At 51.9% G+C, this 24,234-nt stretch carries 21 protein-coding genes; 13 read left to right on the top strand and 8 right to left on the bottom strand.

Translation table 11 applies throughout. The features are described from left to right. Nucleotides 1-9: 9 nt before the first annotated feature. The 7 genes from JMI88_RS10310 to JMI88_RS10280 all read right to left on the bottom strand — a co-directional run bounded on the left by JMI88_RS10310 (nucleotide 10) and on the right by JMI88_RS10280 (nucleotide 4,573). Nucleotides 10-858: a M28 family metallopeptidase gene (locus JMI88_RS10310; RefSeq protein ID WP_201361746.1), complete on the bottom strand. Its 849-nt coding sequence runs from the start codon at nucleotides 856-858 to the stop codon at nucleotides 10-12. Then, nucleotides 855-1,253, bottom strand: a complete 399-nt coding sequence (locus JMI88_RS10305) for a zinc-binding metallopeptidase family protein (RefSeq protein WP_201361745.1) — start codon at nucleotides 1,251-1,253, stop codon at nucleotides 855-857. Before JMI88_RS10305 ends, JMI88_RS10310 begins: the two co-directional genes overlap by 4 nt. Nucleotides 1,254-1,282: 29 nt before the next feature. Next, complete coding sequence (locus JMI88_RS10300; RefSeq protein WP_201361744.1) at nucleotides 1,283-1,540, bottom strand: hypothetical protein; 258 nt, start codon at nucleotides 1,538-1,540, stop codon at nucleotides 1,283-1,285. A 59-nt stretch (nucleotides 1,541-1,599) separates the two neighbouring features. Then, on the bottom strand, nucleotides 1,600-2,292 hold the full coding sequence (sigZ, locus tag JMI88_RS10295) for an RNA polymerase sigma factor SigZ (RefSeq protein WP_201361743.1): 693 nt from the start codon (nucleotides 2,290-2,292) through the stop codon (nucleotides 1,600-1,602). Between the two features lie 347 nt (nucleotides 2,293-2,639). Continuing rightward, nucleotides 2,640-3,428: an arsenate reductase/protein-tyrosine-phosphatase family protein gene (locus tag JMI88_RS10290; RefSeq protein ID WP_201361742.1), complete on the bottom strand. Its 789-nt coding sequence runs from the start codon at nucleotides 3,426-3,428 to the stop codon at nucleotides 2,640-2,642. A gap of 24 nt (nucleotides 3,429-3,452) precedes the next feature. Further along, complete coding sequence (locus JMI88_RS10285; protein WP_201361741.1) at nucleotides 3,453-4,142, bottom strand: MIP family channel protein; 690 nt, start codon at nucleotides 4,140-4,142, stop codon at nucleotides 3,453-3,455. Next, a complete protein-coding gene (locus JMI88_RS10280; protein ID WP_201361740.1) occupies nucleotides 4,142-4,573 on the bottom strand; it encodes an arsenate reductase ArsC in 432 nt (143 codons plus the stop codon). Before JMI88_RS10280 ends, JMI88_RS10285 begins: the two co-directional genes overlap by 1 nt. Before the next feature lie 187 nt (nucleotides 4,574-4,760). Between JMI88_RS10280 and JMI88_RS10275 the strand changes: the two genes are divergently transcribed. The 12 genes from JMI88_RS10275 to JMI88_RS10215 all read left to right on the top strand — a co-directional run bounded on the left by JMI88_RS10275 (nucleotide 4,761) and on the right by JMI88_RS10215 (nucleotide 23,353). Continuing rightward, the gene (locus tag JMI88_RS10275) at nucleotides 4,761-6,362 is read left to right on the top strand and encodes a tyrosine-type recombinase/integrase (RefSeq protein WP_201361739.1); all 1,602 of its coding nucleotides are present in this window, start codon (nucleotides 4,761-4,763) and stop codon (nucleotides 6,360-6,362) included. 618 nt (nucleotides 6,363-6,980) lie between these two features. Next, entirely contained in the window at nucleotides 6,981-8,606 is a 1,626-nt protein-coding gene (locus tag JMI88_RS10265) for a TIGR02677 family protein (RefSeq protein WP_201361737.1), read from the top strand. After that, nucleotides 8,596-9,897, top strand: coding sequence for a TIGR02678 family protein (locus tag JMI88_RS10260; protein WP_201361736.1), 1,302 nt, complete (start codon nucleotides 8,596-8,598; stop codon nucleotides 9,895-9,897). The genes JMI88_RS10265 and JMI88_RS10260 overlap by 11 nt, the downstream gene beginning before the upstream one ends. Before the next feature lie 25 nt (nucleotides 9,898-9,922). Beyond that, nucleotides 9,923-14,329, top strand: coding sequence for an SbcC/MukB-like Walker B domain-containing protein (locus JMI88_RS10255; protein WP_201361735.1), 4,407 nt, complete (start codon nucleotides 9,923-9,925; stop codon nucleotides 14,327-14,329). Then, entirely contained in the window at nucleotides 14,330-15,712 is a 1,383-nt protein-coding gene (locus tag JMI88_RS10250; protein ID WP_201361734.1) for a TIGR02679 family protein, read from the top strand. It abuts the gene before it with no gap. Nucleotides 15,713-15,852: 140 nt separating this feature from the next. Then, complete coding sequence (locus JMI88_RS10245; RefSeq protein ID WP_201361733.1) at nucleotides 15,853-16,740, top strand: hypothetical protein; 888 nt, start codon at nucleotides 15,853-15,855, stop codon at nucleotides 16,738-16,740. A gap of 986 nt (nucleotides 16,741-17,726) precedes the next feature. Then, nucleotides 17,727-17,966, top strand: a complete 240-nt coding sequence (locus JMI88_RS10240; RefSeq protein WP_201361732.1) for a site-specific integrase — start codon at nucleotides 17,727-17,729, stop codon at nucleotides 17,964-17,966. Nucleotides 17,967-18,393: 427 nt separating this feature from the next. Next, nucleotides 18,394-19,344: a metal ABC transporter solute-binding protein, Zn/Mn family gene (locus JMI88_RS10235; RefSeq protein ID WP_201361731.1), complete on the top strand. Its 951-nt coding sequence runs from the start codon at nucleotides 18,394-18,396 to the stop codon at nucleotides 19,342-19,344. 65 nt (nucleotides 19,345-19,409) lie between these two features. After that, nucleotides 19,410-20,264 carry a metal ABC transporter ATP-binding protein gene (locus JMI88_RS10230; protein WP_201361730.1) on the top strand — a complete coding sequence of 285 codons (855 nt, stop codon included), beginning with the start codon at nucleotides 19,410-19,412 and terminating at the stop codon, nucleotides 20,262-20,264. Continuing rightward, a complete protein-coding gene (locus tag JMI88_RS10225; protein WP_201361729.1) occupies nucleotides 20,257-21,186 on the top strand; it encodes a metal ABC transporter permease in 930 nt (309 codons plus the stop codon). The genes JMI88_RS10230 and JMI88_RS10225 overlap by 8 nt, the downstream gene beginning before the upstream one ends. After that, complete coding sequence (locus JMI88_RS10220; protein ID WP_201361728.1) at nucleotides 21,179-22,084, top strand: metal ABC transporter permease; 906 nt, start codon at nucleotides 21,179-21,181, stop codon at nucleotides 22,082-22,084. Before JMI88_RS10225 ends, JMI88_RS10220 begins: the two co-directional genes overlap by 8 nt. Before the next feature lie 288 nt (nucleotides 22,085-22,372). Then, complete coding sequence (locus JMI88_RS10215) at nucleotides 22,373-23,353, top strand: ATP-binding protein (protein WP_201361727.1); 981 nt, start codon at nucleotides 22,373-22,375, stop codon at nucleotides 23,351-23,353. 190 nt (nucleotides 23,354-23,543) lie between these two features. Here the strand turns inward: JMI88_RS10215 and JMI88_RS10210 are convergent, their stop codons facing one another. Continuing rightward, nucleotides 23,544-23,873 carry a hypothetical protein gene (locus tag JMI88_RS10210; RefSeq protein ID WP_201361726.1) on the bottom strand — a complete coding sequence of 110 codons (330 nt, stop codon included), beginning with the start codon at nucleotides 23,871-23,873 and terminating at the stop codon, nucleotides 23,544-23,546. A gap of 125 nt (nucleotides 23,874-23,998) precedes the next feature. Between JMI88_RS10210 and JMI88_RS40085 the strand changes: the two genes are divergently transcribed. Continuing rightward, nucleotides 23,999-24,151, top strand: coding sequence for a cation transporter (locus JMI88_RS40085; RefSeq protein WP_201361725.1), 153 nt, complete (start codon nucleotides 23,999-24,001; stop codon nucleotides 24,149-24,151). Nucleotides 24,152-24,234 lie beyond the last annotated feature (83 nt).

The following is a 24,234-nucleotide window of genomic DNA, read 5'->3' as shown; positions in this document are numbered from 1 at the left end:
CATTTCCCTTTATTCAGAACAAGCAAGTTGCCAGATGGTGGCTAGTATGAGCGCAGCTGCAATACGAAGCGCTTCTGGCTGTACATGGGGCATGTCATCATCTGGAGTATGGAGTCCAGATGCGCCAACACTGAATCCGAGGGCGGCACATCCTGTGGCGATAAACTGGCGGTGATCGGAGGCGATATTTCCCAGGACCAGGGGCATCTCTACCCATTGTCCAGCTTGATCAATGGCCTGCAGCAGTGACTCGGTGTGCAATCCTGCTTCGACCCAGACAGCCTCATTGAGGCAGGCGGCCCCATCGAGGTTGATGACCCGTGGATGTTGCCCTCGCTGCTGGTAGTCATCGGCCAGGGCTCGTGACCCTTGAGCCCCGACCTCCTCGGCGTCAAAGGAGACGAGGTGTACTGGCCTGCGAGGCGGGGATTCGAGGTGCCCAAGTAGACGCCCTATTTCGAGCACGACCGCCACGGCGGCGGCATTGTCCGTGGCGCCGGGCAGGCGCGGCCCACCCGGGTCATCTCCGACGCCGTCGTAATGGGCCCCGATGAGAATGGGGTCATGGATCTCCTGTTGGCTGTTTCCCTCGCGTGTGGCAAGCACGTTGTAGCCTGTTGGCTGCTGTCGCCTGACGGGGGCACAGGCGCAGATGTGTTTGCCGTCAAGCGTTGCAAGCACGTCAGCGCGCACGGAAAGAACCGGGAGCGCAACCGCTACACCTGCGATGATGCGCTTCGTCAGATAGCCATAGGCGCTGGCATACAATGGGGTGAGCACGCCAATCGCTCCTTGCGATGCCAGGGAGGTAACCAGGTCGGTGAATGCTGAGCCCTGGGGAACCGCATCCAGGATCACCCAGGACTGATTGACTGACTTCCCCTGTTCATATGGATAGCCCTGCCTTGTTTCCCATGGGGAAGCGATGCAGAGCGTGGATGTTCACAAAACTCTGTCCGAAGCACGAGCGCCCGTTCTCGCATCCCTTCTGGGGTCTGTATCTCAAGGCGCGGCTGAGAGGAGACCTCGAGTACGGGTGTGGTGATCACAAACGGCTCAAGGGTGGTGTGCCACCCTGAGCCACGGAAGCGTGCAACGAGAAAGTCCGTTGCACGCTGATGCCCTTCTGTCCCCACGCGCCGTCCGGCGAACGCTGGAGTGCATAACGTCTGCGTGTCAGCGAACATGCGCATGGGATCAATCGCATCCAACAGCGCCATAAGCGCGCGAGGTGTGGAAGGGTCTATCTGCATATCCTTGCTCCTGTTATATTGTACGCTTCCTAGCAACAGCGATTATTTGGCTGTGCTGTCGATGGTGCCTGGACCGCTGGTTCTCCACAGCAGCTCTGCGTCTCCATAGCTCCTGAGACGGATGGCGCCTGTGTCGTGGGTTCCCCACAACAACCAACGGAACCCTCGGCTGCTGAAGAGCCACAGCAGCCACCCTGTACAGATACTACTTCCAGGTTTTGATGACCGCGGGATTGGAAGCCACCTCTCTTCTGCGTATATTGTTTGTCCTGATCTTGTGTTGTCATCCTGTTAACTCCTTTTAACTTCTTTGTGAAGCTGAAGGTTCTGGTATTGCCTCCAGCCGTTATTGCTTTGCGGGAACAGGCGTAGATGCTGTTCCTTTCGCTTTCACTTTAGTAGACGCGCGTGTTGGAAAAGGACGCGCCTTTTCTTTGCCGACCTGAATGAGGGGTGGTGTCTGTGAACAACAGGTGTCCACGGTGCAGCATTGACAGCGAGATTGATAGTTGATGACATGGCCCCGGCGGTCCAATTCAAAATGGCAGCATTCCAGCAGCATTTGTTTGAGCTTCTCACGGGCACGCTGCACGCGTGATTTTGCCCCCGAGAGAGAGATCCCTAAGCGCTCGCTCAGCTCTTTCTGGGTGAGTCCTTGATACTCTGTCAGGATCAACGCCTGTCTGTCCTGAGCGGGTAAGCTCGTGACCATGCCTCGGATAGAGGGAAAGAGCTCGCTGACAATGTCATCGTCCGGCAATGCATCAGGGAGCTCAAGCACCTCTGGAGTGTCTAAGGGCATCGTGTTCTTGTGGCGACGATACGCATCGATGATTGCATTACGGGTGATTTGATAGATCCAGCTTTCAAGCTTTTTGATATCTTTCAGCGAGCCAATCTGTTGATGAATTTTGAGAAACACCTCTTGTAAGATGTCCTCAGCGCTGGTGGTATCTCCAACACGTTTCTCGATGAAGCGCAACAGCGGGTGATGAAAGGCTTCCCAGACCTCTTCCGTGGTTATATGCTCGGGCAACATGCTGACAACCTCCGTGGACCTTTATTCTGGTGATCGTGTTGTGCCGGCGTCGTGAACAGATGCGCATATCGTAGAGTGCTGACTTTGCTCGTGAACAGGTTCCATTGATGGAAGTCATGAAGTTGTTTTGGGTGAAGCAGGTGTGATTGCGTAGCCTGTGTGAGGCGCTCCTGTAAGTACTGTTGCCGTAATTGAGGCAGAAGATCAGCATGCATCATGGGTATTGTTCCTTTCTGTGTATGTTCCTCTATCTAGAGAGACGCGGTATTGCCCCAATGGACGCATGCATTGGTACATCAGATGGTATACACGTTGACGCAAAAACGTCTGGTATGTGCTTCGTTTGGCTACTGTTGCGTGGTATCCGCGCTGTGTTGTTGGTATATGCGCTCGACAACGGTTAAAAAGTAGCGAATGCGGGTGGTCAGTTGTGCTGTTGTATCCGCGAATGCCTGCGCGCGCTCTTCTTCCTGGGCAGGATCCGGAATGCTCCAATGGATGCATTCAGACGCCCCCGGCCAAGTTGGACACACTTCGCGGACACGATCGCATACGGTGATTACATAGTCGAAATGTTGATCCTTTACTTCATCAAGATGTTTGGAATGCAGGTGTGTCCGATCAATTTTCAGGGAGGTTAGCACCTGAAGCGTGGAAGGATGGATGCCGGTTGGCTCGGTACCGGCGCTGGCGACGTCAACCCGCCCTTTACTCATCTGACGTAGTAAGGTTTCAGCGAGCAAAGAACGAGCACTATTATGGGTGCACAGAAACAGCACACGCAGTGGTCGTTCTGGCCGGGGCCACTGTTGTGGATCAGATGGCACCTCCAGACTCCCAATGGCGGGGTGCAGAACAGCACCGGCACTCAGGTAGAGTACGCGTAGTGCTTCCAGGTCGAGGCTATAGTACAGCGATCGTTCGTCTGCGGCGCTGCGTCGTTCTTTGACCAGGTGGTGTTCGCGTAGTTGACGCAGGTGATACGAGACGACATTTTGAGGCTCATGTACGACGTGAATGATTTCCTGCACGCTGCGGTCACTCCGCGCTAAGAGTGTGACAATGTTCCATCGTAACTCATGCGCGAGCAACTTCAAGAATGCGGGCATGCTGGTGGTTGAAAGAGGTGCGTTCATCGTTCTGCTGTTTCCTTGTGCTATCTACTGTTTTACCGACGTGGTCGGCTTGAGTTCGGGAGTCGCTCGCAGCCATTGATAGAGCGCGGCCCCCAGGCATGTTCCAATGATGGGGGCAATAAGATAGACCCATTGATCGTTCCAGGTCCCTGCCATGAGTGCTGGCCCGAGGGAGCGTGCGGGATTCATCGAGGCGCCGCTGATGGGTCCGCCCCACATGGCATCCAGAGCCACCGCGGCCCCAATTGCCAGCGCTGCGAGTTGCCCGACCGCCCTGGTATCAGTGGCCACCGAGATAATCACCATCATGAGGACCGCTGACAGCAATACTTCTAATCCAAATGATTGCCAGGCTCCTCCTGCTGGTATCGTGGCTCCGAGCGAGGCGATGGGACCGAAGAACCCGCGCAGAAGCGCCGCTCCCAGGACCGCTCCAAGCATCTGGGCCAGAATATAGAACGGGACGTGTCTCCAGGGAAAATGCCTTGTGACGGCAAAGGCAATGGTAACCGCCGGATTAAAATGCGCGCCCGAGAGATGACCCGTGGCAGCGATCATGACCATGATAATCAGACCGAAGGTCAGCGCGACTCCAACGTGCGTGAGCGAATGTGTCAACGCATCGACCATGATGGCCCCGCAACCTGCCGTGACCAGGGCAAAGGTGCCGGCAAACTCAGCAACGGCTTTTCGCGGCAATGATGTGTGTCGCATCAAGCTTCTCCTGATGTGGTGAGATTTTCGACCCAGGACCGTAACTGGCGCTCGAGATCATCCCGTACCTGGCGAAATGCGGCCAGCCGCTCCTCGTGTGTTCCCTGGGCCGCTGCCGGGTCCGGAATGCTCCAGTGGATGCGGATCGCTTTTCCTGGGAAGACAGGGCACTGTTCGGCTGCCTGATCACAGACGGTGATGACATAATCGAATGACTGTGCAAGAAACTCATTGAGATGCTTGGAGCGATGATGACTGATATCAATAGCGCGTTCAGCCATGACTTGAATCGCCAGAGGATTGACCTGAGAAGGCGCGGTGCCTGCACTTTCAACATCCATCTGTTCACCAGCTAACTGACGGAGCCACCCTTCAGCCATTTGCGAGCGGGCGGAATTGCCAGTGCAGAGAATCAGGACGCGTTGTTTCATTGCATGATTCCTTCAAATATCAGTGGTATGAAAGGATGATGCACAAATTGGTTAGCAACCCTTGGTATACTATACCATTGCACAATATCTTTCAAAAAAAATTGATGCAAATAATATTGATATAATTTACTCTAGCAGAAAAAATCTCATCCTGCAATAGGTTTATAGCTATCTCTTTCCTAGCGCGATGGCCAAAGGACTTGATCCTCTGCGCCTCTTCGATCAGGTGGCACAGTTGCAGCAGGCCATCTTTCAGTGTGAGATGGACCGATGCCCTGCTGGTTCACAGGTGCCGGCACCTGCTCTGCGGACGTTTGCGCTCCATGGTGAGATGACGCAGCCTCTTGTGTCTAAAAGGCGAGAGCATCCTGAAGGACCATCTCTTGATGATGAGGGCCAGAAACTACGGGACCCCACGCCCATAGGTGACTGGCGGCGCACGAGCCAAGATCCATTTGCCGGGCAGTGGGGGCAGATCCTTGCCTGGATCCAGGCGCATCCCTCCCGCAGTAGTGGCGACATATTTCGTGAGCTCCAGTCTCTCTTTCCTGGACGCTATCAGCCGTTGCATATTCGCACACTCCAACGTGGCGTACGCAAAATCCGAACCTATCTGCTTGCAACGCGTGAGGCAGACTGCAGGGATGCGGCAATCCCGGAGTGTCTGTCTCCTACTGGTAGAGCCTGCCAGGTAAAGGCAGCATCAGAAGGGATGGCTTCCTCAGTGGATTGTTCGGTTGCTTCTGCTGTGGCTTCATCCAGGGATGAACTGGGTCAGGCGAGCCAACTCCTCCACACCCAGTTGCCTCTTCCTTGCCCGAAATCCCAGAGTAGCGCAAAGACGAATGGTCAGCGTCTGACCATCGAACACGCGATCCACGTGTATCTACAGACCCACCGCAAGGCGGACCATTGTCCAAAAACGTTGGAATGGCATCAGACGGCACTGCGCCAGTTTCAACAGTATCTCCTTGCTGAATGCCATCTCCTGTATGTCAGTCAGATCACGCAAACAAACCTCCATGATTGGATTGCGTTTTTGTGTCAGGCTCCCACGGCCCGCGGCTCGCCGCGCGCGGCGAGTACCATCGAAACGTACGCACGCTCGGTGCGTGCTTTTTGCGCCTGGCTTGTGCATCGAGGAGATCTTCGTTGTTCTCCCATGAGCGAGGAGGTGTTCCCGCGAGCGAGCGTTCCCCTTCCACCTTTTGTGCGGCCAGAAGCGTTTGTGCAGTTGATGAAACGGGGCTTTTCTCTAGCAGCAAACGGACCCAAGGCGCAGAGGATTGCTGCACGCAATCAAGCAGTGCTCTGGACCCTCTTTGAGACCGGAATCACGGTCTCTGAACTCTGTGCGTTGCGTGTGGAGGATGTGGACCGAAAGATGGGCATTCTTAGAGTTTGGGGAAAAGGAGGTAAAGAGCGGAGGATCGCTCTGGGACCAGTATGTCTAGGGTATCTCCTCTCTTATCTGAATCAGTCGCATGAGAAAGGCCGAGGGAACCGTGACGATCCGCTCTTTCATTCCGAAAACGGTCGTCCGTTGACCAAAAATAGTCTGACCCTGGTATTTGGTCGGTTGCGCAAGCAAGCAGGAACCAGTGACACGTCAATCACGCCTCAGACCTTGCGTCACAGTTTTGCCTTCCGCTACCTGCAGACAGGAGGAGATCCCCATGGTTTGCAATTACTGTTGGGGTATGAGGGAATGGCCCCGGTCAGGCAGTATCTGCGGTGGTATGACCAGTTGGTTCACGATCGCCTGGAGAAAAAGGCTGAACCAACCTGATCAACACGCGGCTGGAATGGCGCTCGTGATCTGTGCAAATGATGACGTATGATGTCGTATAACGTTATTAGACGGGAATAAGGAGAGAGCTTTATTGAAATGGGCATGAAGCACTTGCCAATCATAGCCATCCTTTAGCCGCGCCGCCTCCATCTGATTGCGTTCTCCCAGTTTCTGGATTGCCGCAGAAAGGAGATTGCATATGGTCCCTTCCGATAATGAAAGGTGAGTCGCGATCGTGGTGTGGCTGAGGCCAGAAAGAGCTGCCGTGGATGAGATCACACTTTATGCCTCTTGCGTGAATTGAGAGCCACAGTTTGAAAGATTGGACAAAACTGGTAAACTGAGAACTCGATGGAAGAGGAGATGAGAGCTTCAGCAAGTCAGAGAAGGGCTTGAAGAGTAAATGGAGTTGAAAGGCTGCCCGCGCTTTCAAATGCTGCCACAAGAAGATACCTGCGAGGAGCTTGCAGACTTGTGTTATCATTGTCTTTTTGAAGTATGCCTGCTTCTTCTCTCTATCTAGCGCATATCGTAAGGGAAGTAGTTTGTAGTATTTCAAGCTATTGTTAGTATGTTGCATGATTACGCATGATATCCGTTTGTAAGAATACACCCATGGGATTGGATGGTATGGAGCATCGTGAACAACATATCGAGGCGAACACTGTCTTTAATTTAACTGATCGCCTGACGATTTTTAGCTATCTTGTATCTTCGAATCGTGTACGGTGGTATCGTGTGATTATGCGTACTTTCTGGCATCATCACCGTGAACTGTATCGCTATCAATTAACTGCCCAGGAAGTGCGGGATGCTCTTCGTGAGCAGTTGGATCCTGAATACTCATTGGAGCAGTGCCAGAATGATCTGGTGGCACTGAAAGAATGGGGATGTCTGACGACGATCTATGATTCGAGTCGAGCTACGTCTATCGCCAGTTTTCTCTCACCGGCTCTGTTGTATCAGGCAACGCCGGAGGCAATGGCGATTGAGACGTTTCTGGCAGAACAGACCCGGGCTAATGCCAGTAGTGGTGCCCTGCGTCAGGGTGATCTCTCGCGCTTGTGGGATATGCTCCTGCGTATTGATGAGATATTACAACAGGATCTTGCCGTATTAAGTGCATCTCAGTGTCAGGAACTCGCTGATGAGTGGCAACGTGCGTTTGAAATATGGAATACCATGGCTCGCGAGGCGGCGCAATATCTTGCGAATATGATCAGCGCTTCACAATCCAGTAAACCTGACCTGGAGGCATATCAGCACTATAAGTCTGCGGTCGTTGCTTATGTGCATGGTTTTGCCCAGGCGTTGACCCTCTATGGGCCTCGTATCCGTGAGCAGATTGCGCAGTGGCGTGAACGCGGTACATTGGAGTCATTTGTGTCCTTGCTGGCACAGTATCTGAATCCGCCTGCACCAATGCCAGATCAGGTGCGAACGGAAGATGAATTACGTCTGGACGCACAGAAACAGGTTGATGCGCTGGCTGCCTGGTTCGCTCCTGGAAAGAACGCGGATGCCTTCAGGCGTAATGCGCTGGCGGAAGTAGATAAAGTTGTGCGTCGTGCGGCTTCTCTCGCCTCAGCATCCCGTCCCAGTGCGAACTATGCACAACAATTGCATTTGCTAGCCCATACATTATTACAGGCGCGTGATGGTGAGACTGCGCAACGACTTTTCTCGGTCGCTTTCGCTCATCCCTTACCGATCCATCTTTCCGAGGGTTTGGCAGGTACCCCCAGTGATCTCTACATGCCTGATCAAATGACAGCCTGGCAGGAGGAGCCTGTTAGTACATTATATTTGCGTCCTGTGAGTCGCGCGAATCGTGGCGAGCATACACGAGAAGATCCGATTATTGATAACCGCCTGCTGACGCAGAATCTCATTGAGCAGCATGAGGCGCGTTTACAGGAGCAACTGCGACGTTTGAACCATCTGTTTGCGCAGGAGCGTCTGGATATTGGGACGTTGAAGAAAGTGACTGCGCAGGAACGTACGATTTTGCTGGATATTATCGATAGCTGCCTGAGTCAACCATCCCACCAATGTCGTACGCTTGACGATTCAGTAGTGGTGCTACTCAATCCAGATGAGGCTGAGTATACGTTGCTCAAAGCCTCTGATGGCGTGCTTTTGTTGCCCAGATATTGTTTGGAACGACGGATGATGCTTGCGCTTGCGGCTGTTTCCACGCGTGATAGTAAGGAGAGGAAGGGGGAAGACGTTGATAGATGAGCAGCTTGTGCCTGGAATGCTGAATGGGGTATCTGATCAAACCCTGCCGGCTGATCTGATCAAAGCTCATGTTGTTCTACTAGAGCGAGAGTTGATACAGGCGAAACAGGGTGACCTCTTTCGCCTGGTGCAGCATCATTATTATCGATTGCAGAATTGGCATGATCAGCATACCGGGTGGCGCATTCAACGTAGTAGTAAGGTGATTCGCCTGGAGCGTCGTTTGAGTGCCACAACACCTGGCTATCTTTATGATCGTTTGCGCGAGCCACGTGATTTTGCTTGTCTGACATGGATCTTATGGTATGCGGAGAATCGCCAGCTGAGTGGACGTGGAAATGACCAGCAGTTTTTGTTGTCCCAACTCGCGGAACAAATTCAGGAGCAATCCGCTCAAGAGCAAGATAGAGGAAACGGAGATGCATTCGATTTTCGTCGTCCCGGCGATCGCTATAGTATTCAACGTGCTTTGAATTATCTGGAAGGCCTGGGGGGACTACAACTCGTTGATGGGCAGACTCGTGAATGGGTAGCACAGGCGGTCGATGCGGATGCTCTCTACGAGTTCACTGAGGTCAGCCGTTCTCTGATTGCCTCTTTGCGTATTGATCAGGTCACTCAACTTGCTGATGAGCTTGCTGACGCGGAGGCAATATTGAAGCCGTCTCGGATCGCAGCGGCCAGTGGTGTGCCCGATCTCATACGGGCCTGGCGTGCGTTACTGTTAGGACCTGCGCTCTTTACGTTTGATGATCCTGCCGCATTTATGGCTGTGCAGCAACATGCTGATCAGCTGGCGAATGAATTGTTAGCTACATTCGGCTGGCTGCTGGATTTACGGCATGACTATGCCTGTATTGTGCGTGCGAGCGGAAGTAGTAGTGGTCCGGTAAGCGTTCTCACACCATATGGAGCGAATGATCATATTGCCCTGCTACTTTGTACGGCCATTCGTGAGCAGGTTCAGCGTGGAATCTGGAGTGGACCTGATGCCAATGGATGTCTGTTGGTGACAACTGAAGATATGGCCGCTCTTTTCTATAGCGTGCGTGAACGCTATGGCGATAACTGGGGAAATGAGGCACGGAGCCGTAGTTCCCAGAGCCTGTTAAACGATGTCTACCGTAAGATGCGGCAGATGGGGGTTATCCGTGGTCCGGGTGATTCCGGCCATGTGCTTGTGCTTCCCACGGCGGCTCGTTATCGCGCGACCTATGAAACGCCTTCTGCGGAAACGGCAAGTGCGATGACTATGATACGCAACCGCGGAAAAAATAATCGCAAACGATAGTCGTCTTGGAGAGAGATGAGGATGTATGCAACGCACTTTTGATTCTATTGCTGAACAGTTGCCTGATGGCGCGCATGCGAGTACACGAAACAGTCAGATTACGAACTTTGTGGATATGTTGCAAGCTCTGGATGGAGGTCCGACAGGCTATCGTTTGCGGCGCATCATACTCACGAATTTCTGGCTCTATGGACAGCAGGAATTCGAGGTTCCACATGGTCGTCTCTTTCTCGCTGGTGAGAATGCCAGTGGTAAATCCACTGTTTTGACGGCTGCTTTACCACTGGCGTTGGATGGCGATCTGCGTCCCAATCGCCTGGATACGTTTGGCGGACGCGAACGCCGTATCGAGTATTATGTGTTGGGTGGTGTTGATTCCGCGACTCCTTTTAGTCATGAGCGCCGTACTACTTATATTGCGCTGGAATTTGAGTGGTGTGATCCTGATCATCCTCCCATTGCTCCTGAGATCAGCCAGCGCTGGGAAAATGGTGAGCGTGAGAAGACCCGTTTCCTGACGATAGGTGTAAGTATCGCTGGCAATGCCAACACGACCGAGCGGATACGTCCATTACGCTTCCTGATTACAGATGGGTCACGTCTGGGTTATGAGCTTGATACCCTCTATGAGACTGGTTCTAAACATGAAAAACGTGCTTATGATCATCAGCGTTTCAAGCAAATACTGGAAGGTCATGGGATCGTGTGCGATTCGCAGGCTGACTATGAACGGCAGGTTGCACGTTACCTGTTTGGCTATCAGGAAGTGAAGGATTTTGGAGCCCTGATTAACCTCTTGCTGATCCTGAGACGTCCTAATCTAAGTACTGAGCTCAACTTTTCGCGGGTCCATGATTATCTCAAAATGTCGTTGCGTAAGATTCCCGCGGAGACTACGGGACATGTGATTGGGACGATTGAGAGGATTGATAGTATCCAGCATGAGATTGAGCAAATTCAGGAGGCGTATAATGCGGCTCAACGGCTGCACCTGGCCCGCCAGCAATTGGCATCGGCGCAATCACAACTGGCGGCGTGTGACTACCTGAGCGCCCATCTGGCTGAACATACCGTTGAGGCTCGATCGACGCGACAGCACCGGGATTTAACGGCTGCCGAACGTGATCAGGCCAACATCGAAGCCCGCATCGAGGCGCTTCAGACCGAAGCATACCAGGTGAATGGACAGATCGCGGCTCTACAGGTCAACGAAGGATTACAGATCGCGACCCAGCTCGGCGCTGTCCGTGAACGGTTACAGGAGGTCGAGGCCCAGCTACGGTTACAGGAACAGAGTTTGCATTCTGCACGCCAGACCGTGGAGACCAGCACTGAGAGCCTGCAGCGTCAATCTCAGAGATTCGGAGCGGTACAAATCGCTAGTGCGACGCAGTTGCGGGGATTAGTGACGATCGCGCGTAACGAGGCGTTCTGGGAGATGGCGGCGTTCCAGCTTGAAGAGGCTTTGAGTCAGGTAGACGCTCTCACCGTGGATGTAGGGGCATTGCCTGATGCTCCTCTGGCGTTCTTTACGTTGTTGGGTGAACCTGCTCAGGAACGCGTTAACTTGCTCAAGCAAATTGAATCTTTGCATCAGCAGTGTGAAAAGCTGGATGCCCAGATACAGTATATGCGTAATCTGGAGGCTGCGCGTTTTCAAGAGCTTGATGAAGCGCGGCAACAATTTCAATCTGCCCAGGATCGGACAGATGATGCGTTATATATGCTGGCCCAGACGTTAGAGCCGCTGGCGACTCGAACCGGGTTGTCTTCGCTGCTGGATGATGCTCAGCCTGCGTTTGATGATTCCAGTGATGAGCTGTCGCCTTCGATGATTGTGGATCAGGTAGCGGCAACTCTTCAGTCATACCAGCAGTTGATTGAGCAGTTGGAACAGAGCTTTGTGCAGCAAGCGAAACAGGTTCAGGACACATTGCACGATCTGCAAATAAGTGTTGGTGGCAAGGGTCAGGAGATCAAGGAGGTGTCCAGGCTCTATGAACAAAAGCTGGTTGAGCCGGAATATGCTCCTACTCGTACTGAACGACGGATCGCGGCTCGTGCCCAACTGTCTGCACAGGGTATTGCTTCTCTTCCGCTCTATGAATTGCTGGACTTCACGCCCGATCTTGATGCGGGGCAGGCTGGGCGTATTGAACAGATGCTGACAGATGCCGGTTTGTTGGATTCCCTGGTTGTGCCTGCCCGGCAATGTGAACAAGCAGATCTCATTCTTGCTCAGTCCGATCTCAGTGACTGTCGTTTGCAATTGGGAGCGCTGGCCCTAGAAGGAGCCGCCAGCACTTCTCCTTCTCTCTTGCGCCACCTGTGCTTTGATGAAGCGTTGCGTGAACGTCAGGACACGCAAGCAGATTTCTCTACGTGGCAGGAGACCGCAAGAGATGTGCTCGCGTTGCTTGCCCGGTTTAGTGATGATGCAGCTTTTCCGTATCAGATGCAGGAGCAAGGTCTTTGGAGTCATGGGTTGCTGACCGGACATGCTGGATCTGGCCAGGCACAATACATTGGTAAGGCGACGCGCGTACGTGCCCGAGACGAAGCATTGCGGCTATTGGCAGAGCAGAAAGGCCACCTGGAGCAAGAATTTGCGGCATTGACCAGCAGGCTGGACCACCAGGAGCGGCTCCTGGCTGAGTTGCGGGAGCAGCAGATGAACGTACGGCTAGTGCTCCCACAAAGCGGCCTGGCGGATAGCTTTGTGTCATTATCACAAAGTCGGACCGTGCTGGAGAAGAATCGCGATAAATATCAGAAGGTCCGTCAACAAACCCAGGAATTGAGACAGCAGTACAATATGCAACGTGTTCAGTTAGAGAGGCTTGTCGAAGGTCATGATGGGTTGGTGCGTGGCGGAGAGCATATCCAACAGACATTGCTGGCAACGGTACAACTCCAAAATCAAGCTCAGACCTTGCAAAGTCAGTTTGTTCAACTGCAGCAGATCTGGGAAGAGTGTGGCCAGATCCGTGCTGCTGCTACGCGTGCTCAGGAAAATGAGCAGAATGTAGCCGGGCTGTATGATCGCATCCAGAAGCAAGCGGTACAGATACGCGCCGAGTTAACGGAGCTTCAGCATGTTGCGGAGTCCTCTAATGTCGAAGAACTGACGACTCGTTTGTATCAACTTCGTGAGCGAAATGGAGTACTGACCAGAGAGTTGGAGACGGAGAGACTTACGCATGCACGCCTTGACGAGCGTATCCAGAACTTAAGAACGTTGCTGACAGAAACAGATGCACAGCTCCAAATCGTGCAGCAGGAGCGCCTGCGGCGGCAGCATGACTTTGCGACGTTGCTGGCAGCCTACCCGGTTGAGCAGTTGCAAGAGGCATATCTCGCGGCTCAGCAAGAGGATTATCTTCGCGCTGGCCAACTGTTGCTTGGCGAAATGACGCGTGAGAGCGATATGGCTGCACGCCGCGAAGCGTTGGAGCATGCGTATCGAGAGGCGTATAACGCGCTTGTTCGTGCATTCAATCATGAGCAGCCATTCCTGCTTGAGTATGGTCCCGATCTCGATGATCAGGGGCAGATCAGCTTTTTAAATGAGAATCGGAGCCGACCGGTTGAACTGTTAGAATTGCTCGGCGAGCGTATCGAAGTACATCGGACCTTGCTTGGGGCGGAAGAGCGTCAACTGTTTGAGGACTTTTTGCTGCAGGAGATTGCTGAGGCTATTCGGACACAGATTCTTGAAGCGGAAGAATGGGTGCAGGAAATTAATCATGTGTTGAGTCGTTTACCAATGATTGGTGAACATTATTCTCTGCAATGGAAGCCGCCGGCTGAATATGATATGACGAAACTGGGCAGTCATCTCGCGCAGCACTATCGCCTGTTGCGCAAGCCCGCCCAAGCATTGACCTTCGAAGAGACAGAAACCCTGATGAGCGCGTTTCGCCGTGAGATCGAGGCTGTGCGTCTGCGCCAGCAAGATAGTCCCGATATGAATTTTATTGAAGCCTTGGAACAGGTTTTTGATTATCGTGAGTGGTTCCATTTTGATGTCTGGGTTACGCAGGTTGGAGGTCAGCGCCAGCGACTCACCGACCGTATTGCGGGCACACGTAGTGGCGCGGAGCAACTGTTCGCGTTATATGTCCCGCTCTTTGCGGCTCTGGGGGCGCTCTATCGTAATGCCGCGCATGGCGCGCCACGCCTGTTAGCGCTCGACGAAGCGTTTGATAAGGTGAGCGCGGCTAACACGCAGCGTATTATGGAATTTTTGATTTCGCAGGATTTTCAATGGATTATGACTGGACCACAGGTGAGTGGTTCTGGCAGTAAAATGGCTGCCAGTGGGCGCTATCTCATGATTCATGAGAAGGGGTCCCCTGTGGCTACCGCCTCAGCATCTTTCTGGTCTGATCAGCAGAAGGTGACGTCGATGTTGCATCCTGGAGGAAAATAGGTGGAGAATATTGACCAGGCTGACCATCATGCAGATGCATCTGAACCATCTGCCGGTGACGCACAAGCTATCCGGCAGATGGTGACCTTTTTTCAGCGACCGGCTTTTCAACGACTCTTGCCGCTGTTACGGCAAAAGTATGTCGAGCGTGGCGCGATCGAGGGACAGGTGGTGCTTACAGCTAGTTTACCAGAAGAGCGGCGCGAGATCGCCAGTTTTTTGGGGAAGCCTCTGTATCCTACGGATATCCTGCGGATTAAGCTGCGTGATGTAGAAGCCGCATTACGTCAAAGTCGTTTCCAGTGTTCCCTGATAGACCTGTTACAAGCGATGTTTCCTGAGCAACCGCTCATTACTCGTCCGCAGCAGCGTCTGAAACGGCTGCATCGGCAAGAGCAATTCCGGCAACAACTTCAGGCTTTGCTGGCTTCGCAGGCTGAGTGGCAACAGGGATATCGCTGGCTGCTGCAGGGTAATCATGGCCTGGCATGGCTGTTTAGCCAGTATAAGAACGCGCCATCAGAAGAGCAGCAACGCCAATTGGCCAGTATACAAACGGTACTCCTTGCCTTGAATCGCTTACCTGAAGCGACATCTCCACAGCGACTGGCAATCTTTGCTCAGAATATCACCGGTGATCCTCATTGTCTGGATGTGGGGCGGCCTGCAGGTCGCCTCTTCCTCATGGCTCTGAATGATCTCACTGATCCACCACTGGATGCCTCTTTCCAGGGGCGGGCCATGGAACTTCAGTTATATCACAATGTTCATTTACTTGTCGATACCATCTCATCATCAGTTGCCGTTTTTAACCTGGCGCATGCTGTGGATCTGGATGACAAATCTGATCCATTACTAGAGGCGGCTGGTGCTCGCATCCTTCTGCTGCCGCTGGCGCAACTTTTGCGCTGGCGACGCATTATACCAACCGTGCCCACTATCTATTTGATCGAGAATCCGCAGGTTTTTGAGGAGGTTGTTGCCAATCTGTCTGACTCTCCAGAATCCAGGGCTCCCACCGTTATTTGCACATCCGGCTGGCCTGGAATGGCTGTGATGAAATTATTAGATCTTCTGGCGCAAGATTCTCCTGATCATCATTTTTATTATAGCGGTGACTTTGATCTCAAAGGTTTGCAGATTGCGTCCTATCTGCAAGATGCCTATCCGCAGCACTGCCGATTTTGGCACTTTGATCCCCAGGATTATGCTATGGCATTGGGAACTGGTGAGGGCATTGTGGCCTCCAGTGATGAATTGCAGCAACTTCAGTTACTTAGTGGACGTTTTGGCTCCCTGATAGAGCAGATGCAGATGATTGGACGCTGGGCTTATCAGGAAGGTATTGTTTCTTTGCTGATCTCCGATTTTCGTTTGACCTGACGGTACAGCAATACATGAGAGGAGCTATCGTTATTGCCAATTATCGAGTATGATGTCTCTACGTGCAGCCGCAGGAAAGTTGACTGCACATGGCAATGAACAGCTCTCAGTTGACCAGCCAGGATCACAGAGGGGAAGGAATGAGAACACAATCAATTGATACCCATCCCGATGTCGAGCGAGTCCTGATCGCACTGCTTCGTCAGGCATCGAGCCAGAAACGATTTCAGTCAGTGCAAGCATTGACTCGAAGTGGAATCTGGGCCAGTGTTCATCGCTGGCAGCAACATCATCCTGATGCAAGTATGCAAGAGGCTGCTGTTCACTATGTGGCTTCTGCGTATGGAGATCATTTTGCTCAGTTGGTTCAAGAGCAGCTTATTCGTCAGGAACACTGGACCGTTCAACCCGTTGATCTCCTTGCCGTTCTCGAGCCAATCCTCTCTGTTTTTGACTCAACCGAAGTACCATGGTACCTTGGCGGCTCTCTGGCAAGTTCTCTTCACGGAATGCAACAACTGGCACAAGATATCGACATCGTCATTCATCCACGAAGTTTCACCTTTTCGGACGAAAAGCTGTGGAATGAAACACGTGTAGCATTGCTTAAAGAGCACTACGTAATAGACGAGGAAGCAATGCATCAGGGTCAATCCGTATCGCTTCTTCACCTGGACTCATTGATGAAAGTTGACGTGATTATATCTCAAAGAGAGGCATTTGACCTGGCAATGGCACAATATACCGAAATGCATCTGTTAGAAGAGCAGCATGCTGTTCTTCCTGTTGCTTCTGCGGTGGAAATGATTCTCTGGAAGCTTGTCCGCTATCATACAGATAAGATCATGCGGCATGATGGGATGGAAGATGACGCTGGCTGGAACGATATCTTGGGGATGCTCAAGGTCCAGGGATTACGCCTCAATATATCGTTGTTAGAACAATGGGCAGAGCGCCTTGCAATGAGCAAGCTACTAGAGCAAGCGTTGTTGGATGCGGGAATAAGTGGTTCTCCAGCAGAACGTTGAAATAGTGTATTCGCCCAATGGTTGTATCTGTTTTTTAAGTCGGACGAGATTTGGAATGAATGTCTGATTGCATGGAATGAAAGTGCCCCAGAAAGCCTGAACCGTTGGCCACCGGTTGATGAGATGCCCTGGGAATACGGGATCTCCTTATAAGTGAGCCAATTTAGATCTATCGCGATGAAAAACTGTTTATTGTGATACGAGCTTTTTGCGAACCAACGCTTCATTTTGAAGTGAGCGGTATGCCTCGATGAAAAATTTGATGTGGGGGGAGAGGCAGGATGTTTCGCTTGCACATTCTCAAAAAGTCCGGTATAGTCTCCTGCAGATCAACGAATGCTGATAAAAGGAATATCCTGTTTCCGCGTTATCGCGATGCTTTTTGCCAGAAGACGCAAAACTTTTTGCATATGTCTCATCACATTGAGGCGAAAAATCCGCATTGCCTCACGGGAAATCTTAGCCGATGGTCTCCTCTTCCCACCCTTTCCTGCCGCCTGCTTTTTGCCTGAAGGAAGGTTTCATCTGCTTCGAGTGAATTCTGAACATGAGCAATTCATTGACCCTCTTGCATTTTTAGCTAAGATATCTCATGAGGCAACCGGATGCGCCGGAATTGCCTTAGCAGCATGGTTCCCTGCAAAACAGTTTCGTGCGAAATGGTGCTGGTGATGAGGATGCTCTTCTCTTCTATGCTCATATTTAGCGTTACTTCTCGTAGCAATCTGCGTGCATGATGCGTGAGTTCTGCACGGCCAGTTTGCTTCTCTTCACTTTCTACAATGATGTCATATCTTTCCCGTGAAGGAGCAATGAATGCTATCACAGCCTGTCTCATCCTTAAGCTATCAAGCTCGTCGTGAAGTTATCGAATGCGTCGCTCCCTGCTATCGTAAGTCCTCATCTGACAAGTAATGCGATTACCTTGTTGTTTGGTTGGCTCAAGAAGCGAGCAGGGAGGAGCAAGACACGTGTGAGCTTCGGCATTGCGCGATACCTTCGCGGTGCGCTATCTGCAGGCGGGAGGTGAGCCGGAAACATTGCGGAAACTGCTCGGCCTCAAAGATATGGTGGCGGTCAAACACTACCAGCGTCTGAGCGCCCAGATGGTCGAGAAAGAAAAACAGAAAGAGCCAGCGGCGTATCCTCTTCTCCGGCAGACGCTTGCACCAGACGTAAGCAGGCGAAGTCGGAGGAGGCCATCTATGGTGGCAACTGAAAAGTAGGTATTGTCAACTTAAGGAAAATTGTAGAGATTATAGCAGAGAAAATACAGGAAAAGTGGTGAAGCCTCCCTATTTTCAGGGGTATTTTCGACACAATCACCGGCAAAATGGAGAGGAAATGGTGAAAGCTCAACAACGGAAATTTTTAAGTTGACAATACCGAAAAGTACATGTCGTAAGACGCAAGGAGGCTTGAATGCTTTGTAGACCAGGCGCCAGTTACCTGTGCAGCAGATGATTCATAGTGTATCTCCATGCTGTATCATTCTGGCTCCTTTCCGTATCAATCAATGAGACAGATAACGATACATTGTCTCATTGACAGATGGCTATCTGTGCAGTACACTCCTTTACAGATACATAGTATCAATAACGAAGGGATAGCGCTGTAGTGTCCTGTTATTTTTGTCTTTTCCAGGAGGTTTCTGTGTTTCGCACACACACGCAGAAAGCATTCACTCTTTTTATCAGTAGCTTTTTTCTTATTTTGGCTCTCGCATCCTGTGGAACCACTACTACTGGCACTCCATCATCTGCGAGCCCTGTACCGGCCCAAGGGAAAGTGATCGAGGTTGTGGCCGCTGAAAATTTTTGGGGCAGTATCGCTACCCAGGTTGGTGGCGACCATGTTTATGTGACCAATATCATTACCGATCCCAATGCTGATCCACATGCATATGAGCCGACCGCAGCAAATGCGCGGACCGTGGCCGATGCGCAATACGTCATTCTGAATGGAGCCGGCTATGATCCCTGGGCAGACAAATTACTCCAGTCCAATCCGGCTAGTGGACGAAAAGTTTTGAATATCGGTGATTTGAACGGGAAGCGTGAGGGGGATAATCCGCACATGTGGTATAACCCCGATGATGTCACTGCCGTCGTTCATAAGTTGCACGACGACTTTGTGACCCTCGATGCTGCTGATGCCACGGCTTTTGATCAATCCGAGCAAGCGTTTCTGACGAATGGTTTGAAAGAATACCATACCTTGATTGCGGATATCAAGGCCAAATATGCGGGAACACCGGTTGGCGCGACTGAAAGCATTTTTTCCTACCTTGCGCCTGCGCTCGGCTTAAAGCTGGTTACACCATACTCTTATCTGAAGGCGGTCTCTGAAGGGACTGATATTTCGGCCGCCGATGAGGCAACCGTCGAGCAACAAATCAAGACCCGGCAGATTACCATTCTCGTCTATAACTCACAGAATACGCCGAATAACATTCAGAAGGTACTGAATCTTGCCACAGTCGCTTCTGTGCCAGTCACCACGATTACGGAGACGCTGACCCCGGCGAACGCGTCGTTCCAGGATTGGCAATCCAGTCAACTGAAAGGCATTCAGAGCGCGCTGTCCAAAGCGACTGGCAAGTAAAGAGCGTTGAGTGCAACGAAGCAGCCGGCTATCCCGGTTGCTTTTGTCAAGGAAAAGAGTGTAGCATGACGAAAATTTTGCCTCAGCTTCCCCGGGTATCCTCGCCAGCTGAGTCTGCTGAGCTGATCGAAGTCCATGAGGCGGCTGTCACGTTAGGTACTCATACCATTTGGCGTGACGTGCACCTTTCGATTCAAGCAGGAGAGTTTATTGCCATCCTCGGGCCTAACGGTGCCGGGAAATCGACGTTGCTGAAGGCGATACTCGAGCTTATTCCCCTTTCTCACGGGAGCATTACCGTCTTGGGGCAACCAGCTCGGCGCGGAAATGCGGCCATTGGCTATGTGCCGCAGCGGCGGCATTTTGATGCCGATGTTCATGTGCGGGGCCGCAGTATTGTCCGACTCGGGCTGGATGGAGGAAAGTGGGGGTTGCCACTGCCTTTTGTGGCACGTGCCAATGCGCGCGCTGCCGCGCTTCGTGTGCAGCAAGCTATTGATCTCGTTGGTGCGACTGCCTATGCCGATCGACCCATTGGCGAGCTCTCAGGAGGAGAGCAGCAACGACTGCTGATCGCCCAGGCGCTGGTTACCCAACCGCGGATTCTCGCGCTAGATGAACCCCTGGATAACCTGGATTTGCGCCATCAGCAGGCAGCGGCGACGGTAATTCGACGCATCAGTCGAGAGATGCAGGCGACGGTTCTGTTGGTGACCCATGATATCAATCCCCTCCTCACGGCGGTTGATCGGGTGATCTATGTGGCGCATGGCCAGATCGCGGTGGGAACGCCGGCCGAGGTCATTACCACGGAGACGCTGTCCCGTCTCTACGGCACAACGGTTGAGGTTCTGCATGCCAGTGATGGACGTATTGTTGTGGTTGGACAGCCGGACGTGGAAGAAGGTCATCATGGGTGAGATCGCGACACAGATTGAAGCAGCGTTGGGAGATGTTTTTGCCCTCATTCTCCAGTTGTTTCATTACCACTTTATGCACAATGCCTATCTCGCCGGAACGCTGGTGGCTCTGGCGGCCGGTGTGATTGGCTATTTTATGGTTCTGCGTGGTCAAAGTTTTGCCGGACACAGCCTGGCAAACGTCGGGTTTGCCGGTGCGACGGGCGCAGCCCTCATCGGTATCCCGGCAATTCTCGGTCTGTTTGTGGCAGGCTTGCTCGCGGCACTTGGGATTCAAGGGTTGCAACCAGCATCGCACGCTGGACACAAGAGCGATGTTGCGATTGGCGCGGTCTTGACCGCTGCACTCGCACTGGGCTTTCTCTTTGTGTTTCTTTCCACCTCCGAATATGCCTCGAATATTTATAATGTTCTCTTTGGCAATATCCTGGGGATTAGTGATGGCGATGTTCAGGTGGTCATCTGGTCGACGCTGGCCTTGCTCATCGTCATGTTTTGGATCGCCCGACCATTATTCTTTCTCTCGCTTGATCCGACGGTCGCAGCGGCCCAGGGAGTTCCGGTGCAGCTGATTTCGCTGGGCTACCTTGTCTTGCTTGCTCTGGTGGTGGCTATCTCCGTCCAGGTGGTGGGCGCCTTGCTTATCTTTGCGCTCCTTGTGACCCCTGCAGCGATTGCCCAAACACTCACCTCCAGGCCGGGCGTCGCGGTGCTGCTTTCCGTGCTGTTGGCCATCGTCTTTACCTGGATGGGTCTGACCATCGGTTTCTTTACGCCCTATCCCGTTAGCTTTTTTATTACGTCATGTGCCTTTGGGACGTATCTGCTCGCACACGGTGGCAAACTGATCTGGGACAAGCGAGCACACAAACGGGACCAGATACCTCTCTCTTCTCAGATGAATGGAGCAAGCAATGCATAGTGTCCTGGCGACAACAACCTTTCCACCTTTTACACTCAATCTCTGGCAAGATCTCCAGACCATGCTGGGGTATGATTTCATGCGCAATGCCTTGCTTGCCGGGACGGTGATCAGCTTGCTCGCTGGCTTTGTCGGGTATTTTGTGGTCTTGCGTCATCAGGCTTTTGCCAGTGAATCGTTGTCTGATGTGGCCTTTACTGGAGCACTGGCAGGAGCCGTGCTGGGCATCAATCCATTGGTGACCCTACTCTTCATTACTGTGGCTGTCGCCCTGGCGATGGGAGGCCTGGGAGAACGTTTGCAGGAACGGGATGTGGCTACTGGTACGATCCTGGCCTGGGTGCTTGGACTTGGCGCATTATGCTTAAGCAAGTTTACCACGCAGGTGAGCGGCACGGGGACCGGTTTCTCCGCCGCCCAGGTTCTCTTTGGGAATATGCTTGGGATCTCTTCGGAACAGCTGGTGACCTTGATCTACATCGGAGTGCCAACGTTGTTGGTCCTGAGCGTGATTGCACGTCCCTTGCTGTTCGCCTCCCTTGACCCTGTAGTTGCTGCCGCGCGTCGCGTTCCAGTACGTGTGCTTGGACTGATCTTCGTTGTCTTGCTGGCCATCACGGTCAGTGAAGCCACTATGGCTGTCGGTGCCTTGCTCGTTTTTGCCCTGATCCTGTTGCCAGCAGCTATAGCACATCGTCTGACCAGTGCTCCTTTTGTCGCGCTGGCGCTTTCGATTGTTATAGCGATCCTCTTGACCTGGGTGGGGATTACGCTTGGCTTTTATACCGGCTATCCCATCAGTGTGTGTATTAGCCTGCCTGCTTTTATCTGCTATGCAGCTGCCGTTGGTGGCTTCACACTGATGCATCGACGTTTGCTGCTTCAGCGGCAAGCATAGCACGCTCACAGAGCCTTCACCTCTCGCACAATGCCGTGCGTAGAAAGCGTTCCTGTTATTGAGGGGCGGGCCGCGGGAGACATGGAATGCGCTCCAGAGCGAAGCAGCCTGGGAGCTCGCTCCAGGGATGTCTCTCAATTGCAGGTATCTTTTCAGCAAAGCATAGAGAACCATCCATGCATCCTATACGGTCCAAAAGTCCCTTGTATGCATTCTTGCAACATGGCATACTACGACCATCATTTGATACGATGTATCATCAAATAAAAATGGATGGAAAAAGACGGTATGAAAGTTGCATTTGTTGGAAAGGGTGGCAGTGGGAAAACGACGCTGTCGGCCCTCTTCAGTCGCTATCTGGCTGCCCATGCGTTGCCTGTGGTTGCCTTTGATGCTGATATTAATCAGCATTTAGGTGAGGCACTCGGAATGTCTGAAGAGGAAGCGGCCCAGATGCCACCGCTGGGTCTCAATCTAGAGCGTATCAAGGACTATTTGCGGGGAAGCAACCCCTATATCCGTTCAACGGCCCTGATGGCGAAAACCACCCCGCCGGGACAGGGGTCACGTCTCTGGCACGTACGCGAAAACAATCCGCTCCTTGCGCACTTTGCTCGTGATGTTCAAGGGGTGACCCTTCTGGCAACGGGTCCATTTAGCGAAGACGATTTAGGACTCAAATGTTATCACTCCAAAGTTGGGGCTGTTGAGCTTCTCCTTAATCATTGCATAGATGACCCAGACGAGTATGTGATTGTGGATATGACAGCCGGTGCTGATTCCTTTGCATCGGGACTTTTTACCCGCTTTGATATGACCTTCCTGGTCGTTGAACCGACCAGAAAATCTCTAGGAGTGTATCACCAATACAAGGGATATACTCGTGACTATGATGTATCCCTGAAGGTAATTGGAAACAAGATTGAGCAAGAAGATGATCTGCATTTCCTTCAAGACCAGCTTGGAGATGCTCTGCTGACCTCTTTCTCGCGCTCTGACTATATTCGTGCTCTGGAAAAGGGAAATATCCAGCCAATCACACAGCTGGAACCACACAATACCTCTGCCCTGGCAGACATGCGGCAGCAGGTGATGCGCTGCGAACAAAATTGGGAGCGATTTTATCAACAGGCGGTTGTGTTTCATCGCAAGAATGCTTTCTCCTGGCTGAATAGCTCCCTTGGCGAAGATGTGAGTACACAGATTGATCCTGATTTTTCGCTAGCGACAGTGGTACAGCAGCATCGTCACCAACTTGTCAACAAGTAAGCTTGAGTAACGCTTTTGCCTTGCCACACAGCTGAACAGTTGAGCTTGCTGTTCCGGCGTTGGCATGCCATACTGACGATACATAGAAACCTCCTGGGTGATGACTGATCGGGTGTTTTTCTTCTCAGTCTCTCCCAGGAGGCTTTCTTTTGCAATCTCATCCCTCAAGTTTCGGGATAATTCATGTTTATTACTGCTGTGTAACCTTGACTGCGCCATGATTATCGCAGTGATCACCATGAACGTGATGGAGTGTACCTTTATAGAGATAGTCAACATGATCGCCATGAGGTACACGCTCATGGCCGCAATCCTGGTGACCGCATGCACATTCCACAGGAGCACACGTAGCCGGATTGTTGGCATTTACTTCAAGCACATGTTCGTCATAGTGTCCCTCATGAGAAGAGTGCAGGTGCCCATCGTGCAGATAATCTAGATGACCATTATGTTCAATGGCGGTGTGCCCACAATGCTCATTATGTGTATGTGTGTGCCCGTCATGAGTTGTATGTGTCATGATTACTCCTTTTTTAACTCACTAAAACATATCTGATAATATCCTAAGATACTGTATTCATAATACCAAGAAAATAAATGTATTATTTCAAATATATGTATGTATGTTTAATATAATAAAAAGCAATGCTTGGTGTATACCAGGCACATTTTGCCGTAGAAGGTATGAGTTGTGCCCCGTGTGCGATGTGTGTAGAAACCAGGCTCAAAAAAGTATCCGGTGTCAAGGATGTCACTGTGAATCTGGCAACGGAAATGGCAACGGTCATCTTGTATTAGTCAACAGTTGACCTTTGCACTTCCATGTGTCATTCAAAACGGGACAATAACACAAATAGAAAAGAGGATATCCATGACAAGTG

It is taken from the genome of Dictyobacter formicarum (genome assembly GCF_016587435.1).
The sequence above is the reverse complement of the archived record's forward strand: the minus strand, read 5'-3'. Positions and strand labels throughout refer to the sequence as shown.